This is a genomic window from Iningainema tapete BLCC-T55, assembly GCF_014698965.1.
GTDB classification, from domain to species: Bacteria; Cyanobacteriota; Cyanobacteriia; order Cyanobacteriales; family Nostocaceae; genus Iningainema; species Iningainema tapete.
This window is the reverse complement of sequence record NZ_JACXAE010000098.1, coordinates 96,096-113,079: the sequence shown is the minus strand read 5'-3', so window position 1 is coordinate 113,079 and position 16,984 is coordinate 96,096. Positions and strand designations below refer to the sequence as shown.

The following is a 16,984-nucleotide window of genomic DNA, read 5'->3' as shown; positions in this document are numbered from 1 at the left end:
CAACTTATAAAGTAATTTATGATCTCAAGCAAAGACGCAAAATTTTTCTTTGCGCCTTTGCGCCTTTGCTTGAGGCTATTATTCCTACTAACCAACATTATTATCCAATGGAAAATCAACAACTACAGGTTGATTACCATTAGACGGGGTTGATTGTGGTGTAGTAGTAGGTTTTTGCTGCAAAGGTAGTATAATATCACCTGGCTTTGCAGTTTGATTCCACAGAATCATCGAAAGTAGCCCATCCACCAAACCGTTGGTACTACCGTTGTTTCCGCCAACTAGGACATCTGGGATGAGACGGACATTGCGATCGCCGATAATTTGCATCAGTTGCATAGCTGTATAACCTTGCGATCCCAAAGCTTCCACACCAGCACGATAGGCTTCGGCTTTCGCATTACCTGTAGCGCTGATAGCTTCGGCTTCCGCACGCTTATTTAAGCGCATGGATTCAGCTTCTGCGATCGCTCTCAAACGGATAGATTCAGCTTCACCTGTCATTTCTTTAACTTTAGCACTCGCCTTCAGTTCAGAAATCTTCACACCCTGCTCTGACTTCACAGTTTCTTGTTGAATATCAGCCTTCGCTTTCAACTCAGCAATCATCACACCTTGTTCTGACTTCACCATTTCTTGCTGAATCTCAGCCAAAGCCGTCTCTCGGACAAGTTGTTGGCGTTGGGTTTGCGCTAGTTGCTGAACTTCATAAGTTTTACGTTGCTCCTCCGCAATTTTACGGTCTGTCTGAGTTTGCATTAGTGTTGCGGGCGGTTGAATATCACCGATGAGAGTATCAATCGCCTGCACATCATAAGCTCGAATCGCCGTCTTAATATACCCAGAAGCTTCAGCTTGTCGCTCACTACGGGCACAGAGGAAATCCAGTACAGTATAGTCTTGAGCAGAGTTGCGGAAATAGTTGCCGATGGTAGGTTCTAACACATGGTCTACTAAATTCTGCATCGAACCAACACGAGAAATCACCTTCGGCGCATCCAAAGCACCCACATGAATAATCTGCGCCACTTCCAAATCAAAGGCAAACCCGTCTCGAGAACGTACAGTCAAGGACTCTAACTTAGCATCATAACTGTGACGTTCGGTACGACCTGACCAATTTAAAACTATGTTAGTCGTTGGTACCAGTTCAATCTTCATCACACGGGTATTAACTGGGTGTTTGCCTGGATACAACGGTTCAACCCACACGCCCTTATGCCCCGTGTTCACCAAATTACCATGAGTAAAGGCTGCGCCGCTGACATCTTCATGCGCCTTACCAACGAAAGAAATCACCACGCCCACATAGCCAATGGGAATTTCGGTCATGCGCACTTGCTCAACTTGAACCAACCAAGGGTTCAGGTTCCAAGAACCAGAAAGGAGAATCTGCTCTTGCAAACCCCGTCGCTCACCACCATCAATGAATCTTTGCCCATTTTGGAAGTTGTCGTGTCCGCTAATCATGGGACCTGCAATTTCACCTGCGGGGATTGGCAAACCATCTAGAGTGGTGACGATACCAACTTTGTCAGAGTCAACAGTATACACCCGCAATTGTTCAGGACTCATGCCGTGAGCGCTGGCGTTTCCTGCCATAATTACTTTAAATAAGGCAGTGTTGATACGGTAAGTACCTGCTGTGAGGAAACCCATTTGCCGACCTTTTTCTCCACCAGCGGTAAGGAATTTACGGGCATCTTGGAAATTATCACAATCTACAATTTTGCCTAGAATCCGCTCTGGGGGGTTGGATGCGCCATCTGCCGCTACAAGCAGAGCGATTTCACCTTGGGGGACAACGACTACCTGTTCTTTACGCACTGAGTATTGCCAAGGCCAATAGCCCCAGTGCCACCCTGGAGTAAGAGTGTCAGCTTGCAAACCAGCTTCACCGTTGAGGGCGATTAATCTTCCTGCAGGCAATCCGCGTCCGGAAATCGCAAATTTTTTCACGACAACGCCAACTTCACGTTCGCCAATTACCACTAATCCGCCAAATACTAAGGGGACAAATATGACTAAACCGCCTACTACAAAGATAGGAACGATTCCCCACGGTAATGGTATGATTTGACTTTGAAGTGTGCTTGGTTTTAGTTGGGCAATTGTCGGTTGTGTTTCTTTTCCCTGCACTGATACAGAGGTGATTTGTTTTACAGTATCTGTTTTGATAGGTGTTGCACCAGCAGAATGAATACTACCAGCCAGTGCTAAGGTTGTGACGAAAGATGCTGCGAAGCGAAGTATTTTATTTTGTTTACGCGCACCAAGAGAATCTTGAGAGCTTTTCATAGGTTTGCCCCTTTGGGCAAGAATTCATGTGAGTTAACTACACGTAGTGTTCCCAGGATTTCGGAAAGAGCGCCAAATTTTTTTATAAACTATCATTGAAATACTAACTCGAACAGCTTTGATTCAGTATGACTCAGCTATCCCAACCACGTCGAAGTCGGATATTACCGCAGTCTAGGCTAACACCCGAAGAATTGCAGCGTCGCAAAGTACAACGTCATCAACTGGGTGCGCGGTGTCGTACTATTTTTGAGCGCTTGAGTCCCCAATTGATCGAAAAACATTACAACTGGTTTATCTCCATTGATGCTGACAGCGAAAACTACTTGCTAGACCAGAAATTAGAAGGTTTGCTACAACAAGTTCGCAATAAGTATACCAATCCAGATGCCAAGCTCACTATCTTTCGCCTTAACGAAACTGGAGCCTGCGGTAAGATATGATTTCTGGCGGATTTGGTGATAATGGTGAGTTGTTTTTTGAAGTTCAATTTATTGCAGCAAATAGAGAACAGTTTTCGGTAGAAGCACTGTTTGACACAGGATTTACAACAGGGTGGGTAGCAATTAATTCTCAAGACTTGGAAGCTTTGGAGTGGTCAATAATTATACCTCAAATAGAGATGCAGACTGCCAGAGGTATGGAGTATTTTGACTTATATGAAGGGAAAGTAATTGTTGATAGCAAAGAATTTATAATTCCCGTTCATGTAGGAGAAGAACTGCCTGAGACTTTGATGGGCGCCCGGTGGTTAGATCTTATGCAGCTGGTTGTGAATAAACCAAGAGGGATTTTGACGTTAGAAGCGGTGCAAGTTGATTAACAAATATCAGCGCAGCCCACTCGAGTTCAGAGTTTGACTTGTTGAAATTATCAGTCATAACTTGCCTCAATTGCTTGAGTAATAAAGCATTGTAGGGTTTTATGCTCTAAACATAAACGACGCTAGTAGGTTGCGTTGCAACAAAGCTGTTGCTTGCTTTCGGCTTACATCTTAACTTAAAAAACCGTTTGACATTTTATTTGACATCATTTAATGTACACATCATTAGATGTCAAAAAACAGAAACCGATGTATTTTGAGGACGTGCGTCAGTGGCAGGGAACTGCGGAGGCGCTTACCAAAGAGCTAAAACGCCAAATAGAGCAGCTTGGGCTGTCTGTGGAATCACCAGCCCTGCGAACCGTTCGGTCGTGGAGAGCGAAGCAACTCCTATCGCAACCCAAAGGACAAGAATTTGGATTTAGACAGATTTTAGAGGGGTTAGCAACCACTCTCCTGTTGAAGAAAGGCTGGACACTTGCTGCGATCGCTCAAGTTTTGCCAACATTTACCGATCTTGCTATAGAAGAGCAAATGATCGCAGAAGCTAATGGTCAAGATCTAACATGGTCAAGAGCAATTCAAACAACTCCTTTAACGCTACCTACGGGACATCGCTCCTTATTGGATTTGGCTGAAGATGCTATTGTCCTGTTGGCGCAAGGAATTCTTCGCCAATACGATCGGGTTCTTTCTGGTACAGAAATTGTGTGCCAACACGACAGTATGCCACCCGAACTCTATAAAGCAACGTGTAAGTTGGGTCGTCTGTATATCGAAGAAGGACAAAGTTGTTATGCTCAGACGCAAATAAATACCCCTGCTGAAAAAGCTGATGGTTCCAAAGATAAACTTTATAACAACGCTGGGTTAGCAGTTCATCAGATTACGACAAGAAAACCGTTTTTTGGTCACTGGCCGACTCCAAACCCCCTTGAAATTGTTGTTACCCTGCGACAACCAGGGGATAATCCAGATCGCCTCGCTTTGCTAGTGGAATCACTGCGCTACAGTTTTGGTCACTACAGCGATTGGACTGCTTTACCCGCTCCTCTATTTTTTGAGCGCGTTGTGCGGGACTACATTAGCGAGTTTGCAATTGAAGATGAGGACACTGAAGGGGAGCCAGACTCGTAGAAAAGATGCAGTCCATTGGTTGAGCAAGTCCCTCCCTAATAAGATTGCTTAGCACGTTGGGCTGCTACTTTGAGTTGTTGTTGAGTTTTCTTAAATGACTCGTCCCATTTAAGTTCGGAGAGCTGTTTTCTTGAGTGGTCAAGCAATAACAGCAACGGCGGCGATCCGCCTCCTGAATTTGAGTTCGTAAGTTTACTGGAATATAAATGGACACAAGCTTTTCAAGAGTGTGGAACGCGATATCCTCACCAATGAAGTAATGCAACAGCCTGAGCTTTACACAGCATAAACCGCTCAGATTCCTTTCTCAAAGCAGTTAACTCTAATTTCTCCTTTTCTGTCAACTTTCCATTTTGATTCCGATCAAGCAACTCGTCGTAGCGTAGCATTTCTTCTGCTGTTTTATGACTACGAGCAATCCCCCACAGTGTATCGTCATCTAACCGATCCAAAGAAGCCACATCAGCTTGGAACTCTTCTGGAACATCGTCCCATTCAGGAGGACTACCAACCGTTAGCCCATGAAGGATGACTTCTTCTAGCGGACGCTTTGTGGCATGAGCTGTATTGAGCAACCGTTGATAAATTCGGTCTGGGATTTGTAAGGTAACTGTTGCAACCATAGTGCCGACGCTTACTGTTTAACTGTAGCAAAAATAATAAAAAATTAGGTAGAAAATTTTGGTCTTCGTTATCCACAGGAATATCATCCGAACAAGCTAATTCAGCGCTACTAGGCAAGTTAATTTTTTGTCTTTCTTGCACCATTGTTTTGAACTCCAAACGCGCTGCATTAATTATAGATGTGAGTGCATTAAATTTCGCGACAGTGTCCTGCCTTGAATTCAGGTAATACTAAATTATTTTGGAGCAAGGCGATCGCTTGCCAAAATATATGAGTACAATTGTGATATGAAGAAAACGCTTGTGTAATGGAAGCTTGACGAATGCTCTCACCATTTCCAGGCATGGACCCGTATTTAGAGCAGCCTGCCTTTTGGTCTTCCTTTCATAGCCGACTCATGGTGGCAATTGCCGATGCGATTGAACCGCAACTGAGTCCACAGTACTATGTGGAAGTTGAAACTCGGACTTATCACGATGACGGTGAGGATGGCTTACTCATTGGCATTCCAGACGCTATTGTGTTCTCCGGTCAATCTGATGTGACACCACAACTACTTGTGGAAGATAGCTCGGTAGCTACTCAGTCTCGTCCTGAGCGAGTTAGCGTACCCATGTCTGTGGCAGTTAAAGAGCGGTATCTGGAAGTGCGAGAGATAGTCACGGATGAGGTGATTACCGTAATTGAATTATTATCTCCCAAGAACAAGCGATCTGGGGAAGGTAGAATAGCTTATGAGAAGAAGCGACGAGCAATTCTGAGCAGTGCTACCCATCTAGTAGAACTGGATTTGTTGCGAGGGAATAAACCGATGGCTATTTTGGGAATGCGATCAAAAACCGCATATCGAATCTTGGTTAGTCGCTCTCATCAACGCCCAGCAGCCGATCTCTATAGTGTTATGCTGCAACAAGAGCTACCCAGTTTCCCAGTTCCTTTGAAGCTCAACGATCCAGAGCCTTCGGTATCTTTACAGGAAATCTTTAATGGCGTGTATGAGCGTGCCCGCTATGCAACACGGATCGATTATCACTTACCTGTCCCACCTCCTGCACTGTCGGAAGCAGATAGACAGTGGGTTGAGGCGTTGTTAGCTCCGATTCGACATTCATAATAGCGTGGGCTTCTAATTTCTTACCAGATGATCGCATTACTACCAGCGTTACTACTGATGCGAGCGCCACAAGAGAATACGCTTTATTTCTAAGTATACTTAACAGCTATAAAAATTACACTGCACTAGGAAATTTGAGCTATAACATTGTAGATTATCAAATTTTGTGAGGTGCAGCCATGTCAGTATGTACTACGCCGTTGAATTGGCAATTGGAATCTAGTGTTCCTTATCTACCAATTTACTATCAAGGTGAAATTGTCGGATTTTTTAAAAAAGAATTTGCGAAGGATGTGATCAAATTTTTAAACGAAGATGAAGTTTTAAAAAAAGCACTCAAAACAGCTTGTACTGACTTAATCAAACAAACGACGGTTGAACCCACTCAAGTTAAAGATTTGATGAATAAATACATCAAAATGAGTGAACGTCCTAAGTATGGAACTAGAGCGATCGCTGCTTTGCTACGGGATCGACAGCTTGAACTCGACCTTAGCCAACAAGATTTTACTAAATTCTGTGATACTTTTAAAGTATCTCCCATTGAACTGCACAATATTTATGCAGGAGGACCAGTTGAAGATCAGTTGTTAGCGCCACTATCCAGAATAATTGGCATATCAACTAAAGATCTGCTTGAGATCCGAGATGGTGAAGAAACTAAAAAGGTATCCACCGATTCTTAAAACTTTCTCCCCGCGCCCACTAAACGTGGGTGTGACAAAAACTATCACGCCCCTGCTGCTTTGCTCGATAAAGCGCCCCATCGGCTGATGCAATTAAGGCTTGGGGCAAACTGTTGTGACTGGGAATAGTAGTGGCAATACCCATACTAACAGTCACATATCCCACATTAGAGCTACTGTGTTCTAGCTGCAGCTGGCGTACCTGATTTTGAATAGCAGTCGCCACTTGCACCGCCCCTGTTTCATCAGTGTTAGGCAAAATTACGGCAAATTCTTCACCGCCGTAACGCGCTACTAAATCTGCTGAGCGTTTAACGGCACTGTTGATTGCCGCCGCAATCTGTACTAAACACTCATCTCCAGCTAAGTGTCCGTAAGTATCGTTATAGCCTTTGAAATAATCAAGATCGCATAAAATTAACGATAGGGGTTTTTGCTCCCGTGCTAATTGTTTCCACTGTTGCTCGATATATTCATCGAAACGGCGACGGTTGCCAAGTTGGGTAAGTCCATCAATCCTGGCAAGGTACTCTAGTTGCTGGTTTGCCTGTTGTAGTTTTTGATAGAGTTCCGTCTGCTGTTTTTCTAGTTGACAGCGACGCAAAGCTGTGGTAATTATGGTGTGGAGTTCAATGCGTTTAAATGGTTTGATTAGATAGCCGTAGGGATCGGTGGCGATCGCCCGTTCTAAAGTCTGGTCATCAGCGTAAGCAGTTAGGTAGACAACCGGAATATAGAACTGATTGCGGATTCTTTTGGCAGCTTCAATACCATCAATCTCACCCGGTAACCGAATGTCCATCAATACTAGATCCGGTTTGAGTATTTCCGCAAGACCAACTGCCTTTTCACCCGACGCAACATTGCCTACAACTTGATACCCAAACCTTTCTAAGGCAGCTTGAATATTCCATGCAGCCACCCGTTCATCCTCAACTATTAAAATGTCCGCCATAAATGGCTAATATTGATAACTGCCACCTTATGCCTTCACATTCTACTAGCTATTCATAAGAAAATTTAAGATATTTTGCTAAATTTTCATATGTTGTGTTACTTAATGTTAATATGAGGAAATTTAACTTTAAACCATGTTACATCGCCCCTCTCTAGCTCAAGCCTGCCTGTAAGTTGTTCAACAAACATCATGACTAGCCTTAGCCCCATTGAGGCGTTTCGCTCCAAGTCAAAGTCGTCCGGTAGGCGAGTGCCATCATTGCCAACGCAAAGCTCGATCCAGCCATCAGCAAGACAAGTCAACTGAATGTATATCTGCCCCGAACTACTGTCTTTTACACCGTGTTTGAGAGCATTAGTAATTAATTCATTCAGCAGTAATCCACAGGGAATCGCTTGGTCAATATTGAGGAAAACCGGATTACTATCAAAATTAAGCATCACATTACTAGTATCAAACTCGTAGGATTCCAGCAAATCACCTGCCAATTGTTGAACGTAAGAGGCAAAATCGACCCCAGAAAAGTTATTAGTCTGGTAGAGGTTTTCATGTACCAGTGCCATTGAACCGACGCGATTGCAGCTATTTTCCAACGCTGCTTTAGCAAGTGGATCGCTCAGCCGATCTATTTGCAGCTCAAGCAGACTGCAAATGACATATAAATTGTTTTTGACTCGGTGGTGAATTTCTGCTAACAAAACTTCTTTTTCTTGTAGTGAAGCTCTGAGTCTGTCTTGTGCCTGTTTGCGATCAGTGATGTCAGTATAGGCAATAGCCACGCCGTATCGCTCAAGCGGGATTGGGGAAGCCGTTACGTAGAGCCAGGAAACTGCACCATTAGGCTTAAGGACGCCCATCTCCACATCTTGAACTATCCGCTGTTTAGTAAGTGCCTGTATACAGGCATGTTCTGAACGGGGCATTGGGCTACCGTCTGGGCGAACAATCTGCCAATGGGGACTGTCACATCGCCGCTGATTATGTTCAACAAAAGAAATGCCCAAAATTTGCTCAGCAGCCGAGTTGACTTCAAGCAGCTTGCCTGAGGGATCGGTGATGGAAATGCCAATAGGTAGGATATCAAATAGAGTTTTATACTTCTGCTGAGAAGCGCGTAACTCTTCTTCAAGATGGTGGCGATCGCTAATTTCCTTGCTCAATTCTTCAGTTCTTTGGGCTACCCGTTGCTCAAGTACTTCATTTAAAGCGATATACTTAGCCTGAGTCTGTCGCAATTTCTGCTCAGTTTGCTTAGAGCGTGTGATATCTGTTGCCGTACCAAGTATTTGTCGAGGAGAGCCATCAGCATTTCTAGTCAACACCACATCTCGCCCATAGAGCCAAACCCACTCTCCACTAGCATGACGCATTCGATACTCGATTTCTACAACCTCCCCATCTTTTGCTAGTGCAAGTTGCTGACGACTTTGAGCTACTTTGAACCAATCATCTGGATGAATTAGGCTTGGTAGCAATGCTGTTCCCATTGCTTGAGCGGTTTCAGGAGACAAACCCAAAACTTTACTCAGTTGCCGATTTGCATAAATATTCCGTTGTTCATACAAGTCGTAGATATACAATATTGCTGGCATCGACTCAGCTATCTGCTCAATAAATCGCTGCTTTGAACGCAACTGTGCCTCGATCTGATTGCGTTCGGCTATCGTTCGTTTGCGTTCGGTAATGTCGCGTAAAATTGACAGGTGAAGATGGGGAACAAAATTTGCTACGGCTTTGTATTCTGTTTCTCTTACTGTACCATCCGGACGGAAGATACGAAATTCGCCCCTGACTCTTCCCTGTTCGAGAAATTGCTGCCATACTTGAGAAAAATCAACTGAGGGTTCTGTAAAGTTAGCAATGCTGCGTGTCAAAATCTCTTGCCTAGATAACCCCAGCAATTCACAAGCAGCTGGATTAGCATCTACATAAGTGCCTGTATCATCAGCAATTAGCATGGCATCTAAGGCTTCGTTAAATAAAGCTTGTAGTTTGTCTTTGTCCGTAGAAAACATTTTTTCGATGGGTGGATTTTTCTAAACTTCTTGGGAATTTACTACACCAAATTTGTAGTTAAATTTTGTTAAGATTGTAGTGTACGACCTGTGCCTTCCCTATCCATTCCCCATCTTGGAGATACTTGATGCTGCGACTAGAACATATCAGTAAAATTTACCCAACAGGCGAAGTCCTCAAGGATATCAACTGGGAAGTAAAACCAGGCGATCGCATTGGTTTAGTTGGTGTTAACGGTGCCGGAAAATCCACTCAACTAAAGATTATCACTGGGGAGATTGAGCCGACAGCAGGTGAAATTATTCGTCCTGCTAGCTTACACATAGCATACCTGAATCAAGAGTTTGAAGTAGACCCCACCCGTACTGTGAAAGAAGAATTGTGGCGTGCTTTTGGCGAAGCAAATAAAGTAAATGAAGCATTGGCACAAGTACACCGGGAAATGGAAACTGCTACACCAGAGGAGTTAGATAAGCTGATCAATAAAATGGATCGTCTTCAACGTTCCTTTGAAGCTTTGAATGGTTATGGCTTAGAGGCGCAGATAGACAAAATCTTACCTGAAATCGGATTTGAAGCAGGAGATGGCGATCGCTTAGTCAGTTCCTTCAGTGGTGGTTGGCAAATGCGGATGAGTTTAGGTAAAATTTTACTACAAAAACCTGACTTATTGCTATTAGACGAACCTACCAACCACTTGGACTTAGAAACTATCGAGTGGTTGGAAAATTATCTCAAAGGGCTGACTACCCCAATGGTGATAGTCTCCCATGACCGCGAGTTCTTGGACCGACTTTGCACACAAATTGTCGAAACCGAACGCGGTGTAAGCGCAACTTATCTAGGTAACTACTCAGGATATCTACAGCAAAAAGCCGAAAACCAAACTGCACAATTGAGTGCATATGAACGCCAGCAAAAAGAAATAGAAAAACAGCAAGCTTTTGTAGATAGATTCCGCGCTTCTGCTACCCGCAGCACTCAGGCAAAAAGTAGGGAAAAACAACTAGAAAAAGTTGAGCGCATCGAAGTACCCACATCAGCCGTAAGAACTCTGCACTTCAGATTTCCCGACGCTCCCCGGAGTGGACGTGAAGTAGTGGAAATCAAAAGTTTAACTCACGTATATGATGATAAGATTCTGTTTTTGGGAGCAAATCTGTTAATTGAGAGAGGCGATCGCATTGCTTTTCTTGGTCCCAATGGCGCAGGGAAATCAACTTTGTTACGCATAATTATGGGGATGGAAAAACCCACTGAAGGCATAGTTAAATTAGGCGAACATAATGTCATTCCTGGTTACTTTGAGCAAAACCAAGCAGAAGCTTTAGATTTGAAAAAAACTGTCATGGAAACAATCCATGATGAAGTTCCTGACTGGAAAAACGAAGAAGTTCGTACTTTGTTAGGACGCTTTCTCTTTACTGGTGATACGGTATTTAAACCAGTGGCGGCTTTGAGTGGAGGTGAAAAAGCCCGTTTGGCGTTAGCCAAAATGCTGTTACGTCCAGCAAATTTACTAATTCTCGATGAGCCAACAAACCACTTAGATATTCCCGCTAAAGAAATGTTAGAAGAAGCACTGCAAAACTATGATGGTACGGCAATTGTAGTTTCGCACGACCGTTATTTTATCTCTCAAGTGGCAAATAAAATCGTGGAAATCCGCGACGGAGAATTCCGTACTTATCTAGGAGATTATCATTACTACCTAGAGAAAATTGCCGAAGAAAAGGAACAGGCAAGGTTAGAAGCAGAGGCAGCACAAAAAGCAGCTAAGAAAGCCGCTAAAGCCGCTAAAGCTACTGGGAAAAGGAAATGAAAAGAGGGAATAGGGCAATGGGCAATGGGCAATGGGCAATGGGAAGCGCTGAATTAGGAAGCACGCTCTTAGCGTCCTGGGGAATATGAAAATCAATTATTTCTTACCATGCCCCATGCCCTATGCCCCATGCCCCAATCAGAAAAAAATTACTAAAGATTAAGAAATGTCTAAAAAAGATGAGAAATGATGATAAAAAAAGTTATTAAGCAGAAATTCACTTGCGGTTGGGATTAGCAATGGTATTATTCGAGTATTACAAAAAGTAAAGGGCAATTTGGTATGACCAAAGCACCTGTTGCTCCCGTGGTGCTAGTCATTTTAGACGGATGGGGCTACTGCGAGGAGACACGAGGAAACGCTATTGCCGCTGCTAAAACGCCAGTGATGGATAGTTTATGGGCAGCTTATCCGCATACCCTTATCCGTACATCAGGGAAAGCCGTAGGTTTGCCTGAGGGACAAATGGGTAACTCGGAAGTTGGTCATTTGAACATAGGCGCTGGGCGAGTTGTACCACAGGAATTGGTACGCATTACAGATGCGGTAGAAGATGGATCAATCCTTAGTAACTCAGCACTTGTCAATATTTGCCAAGAAGTGCGCAGTCGCAATGGCAAGCTACATCTAATTGGGCTTTGTTCCTCTGGTGGGGTACATTCCCATATTAGCCATCTGTTAGGATTACTTGACTTAGCAAAGGTTCAGGGTATTTCTGAAGTTTGTATACACGCTATTACTGATGGGCGTGACACTACTCCAACAGAAGGCGTAAAAGCGATCAGCGCGATTCAAGACCACGTAGACCTGATAGGATTGGGAAAGATCGTCACCATTAGCGGACGTTACTACGCAATGGATCGCGATCGCCGTTGGGATCGGGTCAAACGCGCTTATGATGTAATGACAAATGATAGTCCTGGAGATGGTCGAAAGGCGTTATCCGTCTTACAAGCATCGTATGCAGAAGGTATAACAGATGAATTCGTAGTCCCAGTACGAATTGCTTCCGGTGCAGTGCAACCTGGCGATGGCGTGATATTCTATAACTTCCGCCCAGATCGCGCTAGACAATTAACTCAAGCTTTCGTTAGTCCCGAATTCTCAGGTTTTGAACGCACACAAATTACACCACTGTCTTTTGTCACCTTCACTCAGTACGATCCAGAATTACCAGTAGGTGTTGCTTTTGAACCGCAAAATTTAAGTAATATTCTGGGTGAAGTAATTGCTAACCACGGTTTAAAGCAGTTACGCACCTCAGAAACAGAAAAATATGCCCATGTGACTTACTTCTTTAATGGAGGTTTAGAGGAACCTTTCCCAGGAGAAGACAGGGAATTGGTAAATAGTCCAATGGTGGCGACTTACGATCACGCCCCCGCGATGTCAGCACAACCATTAACAGAGGTAGCGATCAAAGCGATTGAAAAGCAAATCTACTCTCTGGTTGTGATCAACTATGCCAACCCAGACATGGTAGGACATACTGGTAACATCGAAGCGACAATTAAAGCTGTAGAAACAGTTGATAGTTGTTTGAGTCGCCTACTCACTAGCATTATTAAAGTCGGAGGTACAACAATTATTACCGCCGATCATGGTAACGCTGAATATATGCTAGATGAAGACGGCAATCCCTGGACGGCTCACACTACTAACTTAGTACCCTTGATATTGGTGGAAGGAGAAAAACTCAAAATACCAGGACATGGTACAAATGTTACATTACGCAGCGATGGTAAGTTATCAGATATTGCACCAACAATTCTAGATATTTTACACTTACCTCAGCCACAAGAAATGACAGGGCGATCGCTCCTGCAACCTGCTGAGTATCAAGTGCAGGTAACTCGCACTCCCGTACCCGTGGGTTAGTGAAAGAGTAAATCATGAATTATGATTGATTTAAGATACCCGACTTCGTAAAAGTTGTCGGGTATCTTGTGAGATCATTTAGTTTTATGAAAAACTACCATGACAATTACTAGCGTTATACAAGGCATTTGGGTATTTTCAGCTGTTGGTTTAATTATCTTAGTTTTACTGCATAGCCCTAAAGGTGATGGAATTGGGGCAATTGGCGGACAAGCACAGCTATTTAGCAGTACCAAGAGCGCTGAAGAAACCTTGAACAGAGTAACTTGGGCGCTTACAGTTATTTTTCTTGGTTTGACAGTTGTTTTAAGCGCAGGTTGGCTACCGAAGTAGAGTAGGGGAGTAGGGGAGAGAGGGAGTAAAGACAGGTGTTGTGTTGCGACGGTTAATTACAGCTTTAGGATTAGCTATTGTCACAGGACTGCTGATAATTTGGCCCAATTTGCAGTCTAACCTAGTATTGGCTAGTTTTCCTAAAAGCTTGACAAAAACAACATTATATAGTAAAGATTTAACAAATTCTCCCCCACTCCCAAACTCCCCCACTCCCTCTCTCCCCCATCCTCTACCACCAACACTGATGCAATGGCGCGATCGCAGCAACAGTGGAGACTACTTTGCTCAAGTCGCAGCAACTCAAGTTGGCTATTTAGTTTGGTCGCAATTTCCTGTTAAGATTTATATAGAAATACAGCCAAAAACGTGGTTTGATGGTGTATCTCAAGTAGTGAAGGAGTGGAATACATATTTGCCTTTACAGGTAGTGGAAAAACCAGAAGCTGCAGATATTCTAATTATTAGAAAAGCTCCTCCACTTCAGACTTCCCCCGACGGCAAAATTCTCCGGGCGCGTTCTGCACAAACTACATACGAGTTTTATACAAGTAAAAACAATCTTTTATCTCATCGCTTCAAGATTTTGCTCAGTCCTACCCAAACAGGTGACTATCTTACCGCAGCAGCCCGTCACGAATTAGGTCATGCTTTAGGAATTTGGGGACATAGTCCTCTACAAACTGATGCTTTATATTTTTCCCAAGTTCGCAATCCACCGCCTATTTCTTCTAGAGATGTAAATACTCTCAAGCGGATTTACGAACAACCAACTAGTTTAGGTTGGTATTTATACTAAACCCACCTATTCTGTAGAGACGTTACATGTAACGTCTCTACATTTGATGCTGTTTTTTCTGCTGACAAAATATCTAGGACGGGCAGGATGCCCATCCCACCAGAATATAGAATTTTCCTTCCAGAAGAATCTAGAATTTTCCTTGTAAGATCGCTTGGAAGCGCTTGTTTTTGCGTAAGCTGTCTAAGTCTGTATCGGTTTTAGCAGCAGGCAAATATTTGGCGGGATTGATTTTGATGGCTTGGGCAATGTAATCTACCGCTGGGGCTGTCTTGCCTTGACAAGCATAGCAGTATCCTTTATTATATATACCGTTGGCGTGATCGGGTTTGATTTGTAGGGAACGATCAATGCTGGCATGAGCTTCGCGATATTTGCCGAGTTTGGCGAGGGCGTAGCCTCGGTTATCCCAAGCTTCGTAGTTGTTGGGATCTACTTCTACGGCTTTGTCGTAGGATGCGATCGCTTCTTTAGTTCTGCCCATTCGTCGCAAAGTGATACCACGATTGTTCCAAGCATGAGTATCTTGAGCATTAATCTTAATTGCTTGATCGTAGCTACGAAGTGCTTCTTCCTCCTGATTAATTTGACCTTGCATGTTTCCCTTGTTAACCCAAGCAGCCTGATAGTTAGAGTCTAATTCAATGGCTTTGTCAAAACTGGCGATCGCTTCAACTGGTTTTTCCCAACTCATATAAGCACAGCCACGGTTGTACCACACAGCCGGATCGTCTGGTTGGATACTAATTGCTTGATCGTAGCTGCGAATAGCGGCTTTAAAGCGTTTCAAATTAACTAAGGCACTACCCCGGTTTGTGAAGGCTTTGTAGTAGCTGGGATTAAATTCGATGGAGCGCTCGTAAGCATTGAGAGCTTCCGTATGTCGCCCTAGTAAGGTAAGAGTAGTACCTTTTGAGTCCCATGCTGCGTAATCATACGGATACAAACTTAATAGTAGATTGTAGCTCTCCAAGGCTTCTTTGTGCTTGCCCCATTCAGCTAATACCAAACAGCGGTTATGTAAAGCACGATGATCGCTAGGAGAGAGGGCAAGAGCGCGATCAAAACTCTCCATCGACTCGGCGTAGCGCTTGAGATGTCCTAAAACTAACGCACGACAGCACCAAGCATCAGTATAGGTTGGATCAAGTTTGAGCGCTGCATCCAAAGGGGCGATCGCCTCGGCAAACTCTTGTGCCTCTAAAAATCGAACGCCTTGGTCAAAAAAATTTTTGGCGGCTACCTCTGGGTGTTCCATGAATATTAAATTAAAGATGGTCGCGTACTTAATATGATATACTTTTATGTCATGCACCCCTACTTAGCTGCATACGTCCCTGTTCTACGACTTGAGTATAAAGCTTTTCCAACTGAGTCACATTATTGCTGAGGGTATAACGTTCTAGTACCCGATTTCTGGCTTTTTGTCCTAGTAGAGTTGTTAGTTCTGGGTGATCTTGGAATAGTGGTAAAAGAGTTTTTAATTGCGATCGCACTGTTTTAGTGTTAACAATTACACCTGCTCCCTTTTCTAATACTTCTCCATCTGCACCCACATCTGTAGCTAAACAAGCCAACCCACAAGCCATTGCTTCCAATAATGATAAAGACAAACCCTCCACAAGAGATGGTAAAATAAACACATCTGCACCACGTAAGATTTCGATGCGTCGATTTTCGTCAGCCACAAAACCCAACCAATAAATGTTGTATTCTGAACCATAAAATGGTTCTAAAGAAGGCTTAAGTGGACCATCACCAACAATCAGCAACTTACTGTCAGAAACCATTTCTGCTTGCTTCCAAGCACGCAAAAGAGCTTCGACGTTTTTTTCAGGAGCTATTCTACCTTGATAAAGAAACAAACGTTCTGCACGGTATTTTGCCTTAATGTTAGAATTCCCTGGAGAATATTTAACCGTATCAACTCCGTTGGGAATGACAGCAATATTTTCTTCTCTTACTCCCAAACGTGCTAATAATTCTCGTTGTAATTGAGAAAACACAATTACACGGTCATAATTACCGAGAAAAGGAGCGTAGAGTTGATAAGCTAAAAGCTGTGTTCCCGATACTAGTTTTGCACCTTTACCAGCAAAGGGGGTGTGAAAAGTAGCAACTAATGGTAAATTTAGCTGCTCACAAATTTCTGGGAGAACAAAGTCAAGCGGAGATAAAGTCAGAGAAGCGTGTACCACATCTGGCTTAATTCTCCGTAAAGATTGTGTTAAGACTTTGGTTGCTTTAAAAGTCGGAATTGTGTAAACCTGGGACTTGTAAATGAAGGGTAAAGGAACTTCTGGACAATTTGGCCAGTTTTGTGTATCAGCTTCTTCATGCGCGAAGTGGAGGAAGCTAACTTGATGTCCCCGGTCTAACAAGGCATTTGTAATTTCCCGACTGTAAGTTACATTACCACAAAAGGGTGATTTTTTGCCAATCCAAGCTATACGCATTCTTAGTGAACTATCAGAAAAGCGGATTCATTTTATCAG

Annotated in this window: 16 protein-coding genes; 9 read left to right on the top strand and 7 right to left on the bottom strand. The window is 43.5% G+C overall.

Annotated elements, in window-relative coordinates:
- Nucleotides 1–87 precede the first annotated feature (87 nt).
- Nucleotides 88–2,298 carry an SPFH domain-containing protein gene (locus tag ICL16_RS32455; protein ID WP_190835706.1) on the bottom strand — a complete coding sequence of 737 codons (2,211 nt, stop codon included), beginning with the start codon at nt 2,296–2,298 and terminating at the stop codon, nt 88–90.
- A gap of 128 nt (nt 2,299–2,426) precedes the next feature.
- Here ICL16_RS32455 and ICL16_RS32450 point away from each other — a divergent pair, with 128 nt between their 5' ends.
- The 3 genes from ICL16_RS32450 (at nt 2,427) to ICL16_RS32440 (ending at nt 4,258) form a co-directional block, all read left to right on the top strand.
- Entirely contained in the window at nt 2,427–2,741 is a 315-nt protein-coding gene (locus tag ICL16_RS32450; RefSeq protein ID WP_190835705.1) for a hypothetical protein, read from the top strand.
- A complete protein-coding gene (locus ICL16_RS32445; RefSeq protein WP_190835704.1) occupies nt 2,738–3,121 on the top strand; it encodes an aspartyl protease in 384 nt (127 codons plus the stop codon). The genes ICL16_RS32450 and ICL16_RS32445 overlap by 4 nt, the downstream gene beginning before the upstream one ends.
- A 213-nt stretch (nt 3,122–3,334) precedes the next feature.
- Nucleotides 3,335–4,258, top strand: coding sequence for an RNaseH domain-containing protein (locus ICL16_RS32440; protein WP_190835703.1), 924 nt, complete (start codon nt 3,335–3,337; stop codon nt 4,256–4,258).
- A 245-nt stretch (nt 4,259–4,503) separates the two neighbouring features.
- Here ICL16_RS32440 and ICL16_RS32435 read toward each other — a convergent pair whose 3' ends face one another.
- Nucleotides 4,504–4,881 (bottom strand): hypothetical protein, encoded by a 378-nt coding sequence (locus ICL16_RS32435; RefSeq protein WP_190835702.1) that lies wholly within the window; start codon nt 4,879–4,881, stop codon nt 4,504–4,506.
- Between the two features lie 191 nt (nt 4,882–5,072).
- Complete coding sequence (locus tag ICL16_RS32430) at nt 5,073–5,228, bottom strand: hypothetical protein (RefSeq protein WP_190835932.1); 156 nt, start codon at nt 5,226–5,228, stop codon at nt 5,073–5,075.
- On the opposite strand from ICL16_RS32430, the gene ICL16_RS32425 reads away from it, so the two are divergent.
- Nucleotides 5,227–5,997, top strand: coding sequence for a DUF4058 family protein (locus ICL16_RS32425; RefSeq protein WP_238361053.1), 771 nt, complete (start codon nt 5,227–5,229; stop codon nt 5,995–5,997). The two genes, ICL16_RS32430 and ICL16_RS32425, sit on opposite strands and share 2 nt — an antisense overlap.
- Nucleotides 5,998–6,176: 179 nt before the next feature.
- Nucleotides 6,177–6,683 (top strand): hypothetical protein, encoded by a 507-nt coding sequence (locus tag ICL16_RS32420; protein WP_190835700.1) that lies wholly within the window; start codon nt 6,177–6,179, stop codon nt 6,681–6,683.
- A 19-nt stretch (nt 6,684–6,702) separates the two neighbouring features.
- Here the strand turns inward: ICL16_RS32420 and ICL16_RS32415 are convergent, their stop codons facing one another.
- The gene (locus ICL16_RS32415; protein ID WP_190835699.1) at nt 6,703–7,638 is read right to left on the bottom strand and encodes a diguanylate cyclase domain-containing protein; all 936 of its coding nucleotides are present in this window, start codon (nt 7,636–7,638) and stop codon (nt 6,703–6,705) included.
- Nucleotides 7,639–7,736: 98 nt separating this feature from the next.
- Complete coding sequence (locus ICL16_RS32410) at nt 7,737–9,656, bottom strand: PAS domain-containing sensor histidine kinase (protein WP_190835698.1); 1,920 nt, start codon at nt 9,654–9,656, stop codon at nt 7,737–7,739.
- Nucleotides 9,657–9,784: 128 nt separating this feature from the next.
- Here ICL16_RS32410 and ICL16_RS32405 point away from each other — a divergent pair, with 128 nt between their 5' ends.
- From ICL16_RS32405 to ICL16_RS32390, 4 genes are all read left to right on the top strand, one after another.
- The gene (locus ICL16_RS32405; protein ID WP_190835697.1) at nt 9,785–11,479 is read left to right on the top strand and encodes an ABC-F family ATP-binding cassette domain-containing protein; all 1,695 of its coding nucleotides are present in this window, start codon (nt 9,785–9,787) and stop codon (nt 11,477–11,479) included.
- 282 nt (nt 11,480–11,761) lie between these two features.
- Nucleotides 11,762–13,357, top strand: a complete 1,596-nt coding sequence (gene gpmI, locus ICL16_RS32400; RefSeq protein WP_190835696.1) for a 2,3-bisphosphoglycerate-independent phosphoglycerate mutase — start codon at nt 11,762–11,764, stop codon at nt 13,355–13,357.
- 99 nt (nt 13,358–13,456) lie between these two features.
- The gene (gene secG, locus ICL16_RS32395; RefSeq protein ID WP_190835695.1) at nt 13,457–13,690 is read left to right on the top strand and encodes a preprotein translocase subunit SecG; all 234 of its coding nucleotides are present in this window, start codon (nt 13,457–13,459) and stop codon (nt 13,688–13,690) included.
- A gap of 40 nt (nt 13,691–13,730) precedes the next feature.
- The gene (locus tag ICL16_RS32390) at nt 13,731–14,489 is read left to right on the top strand and encodes a peptidase (RefSeq protein WP_190835694.1); all 759 of its coding nucleotides are present in this window, start codon (nt 13,731–13,733) and stop codon (nt 14,487–14,489) included.
- Between the two features lie 130 nt (nt 14,490–14,619).
- Here the strand turns inward: ICL16_RS32390 and ICL16_RS32385 are convergent, their stop codons facing one another.
- Together ICL16_RS32385 and ICL16_RS32380 are read right to left on the bottom strand one after the other, a co-directional pair.
- Nucleotides 14,620–15,747 carry a tetratricopeptide repeat protein gene (locus ICL16_RS32385; protein ID WP_190835693.1) on the bottom strand — a complete coding sequence of 376 codons (1,128 nt, stop codon included), beginning with the start codon at nt 15,745–15,747 and terminating at the stop codon, nt 14,620–14,622.
- A gap of 49 nt (nt 15,748–15,796) precedes the next feature.
- Complete coding sequence (locus ICL16_RS32380) at nt 15,797–16,945, bottom strand: glycosyltransferase family 4 protein (protein WP_190835692.1); 1,149 nt, start codon at nt 16,943–16,945, stop codon at nt 15,797–15,799.
- Nucleotides 16,946–16,984: the final 39 nt, after the last annotated feature.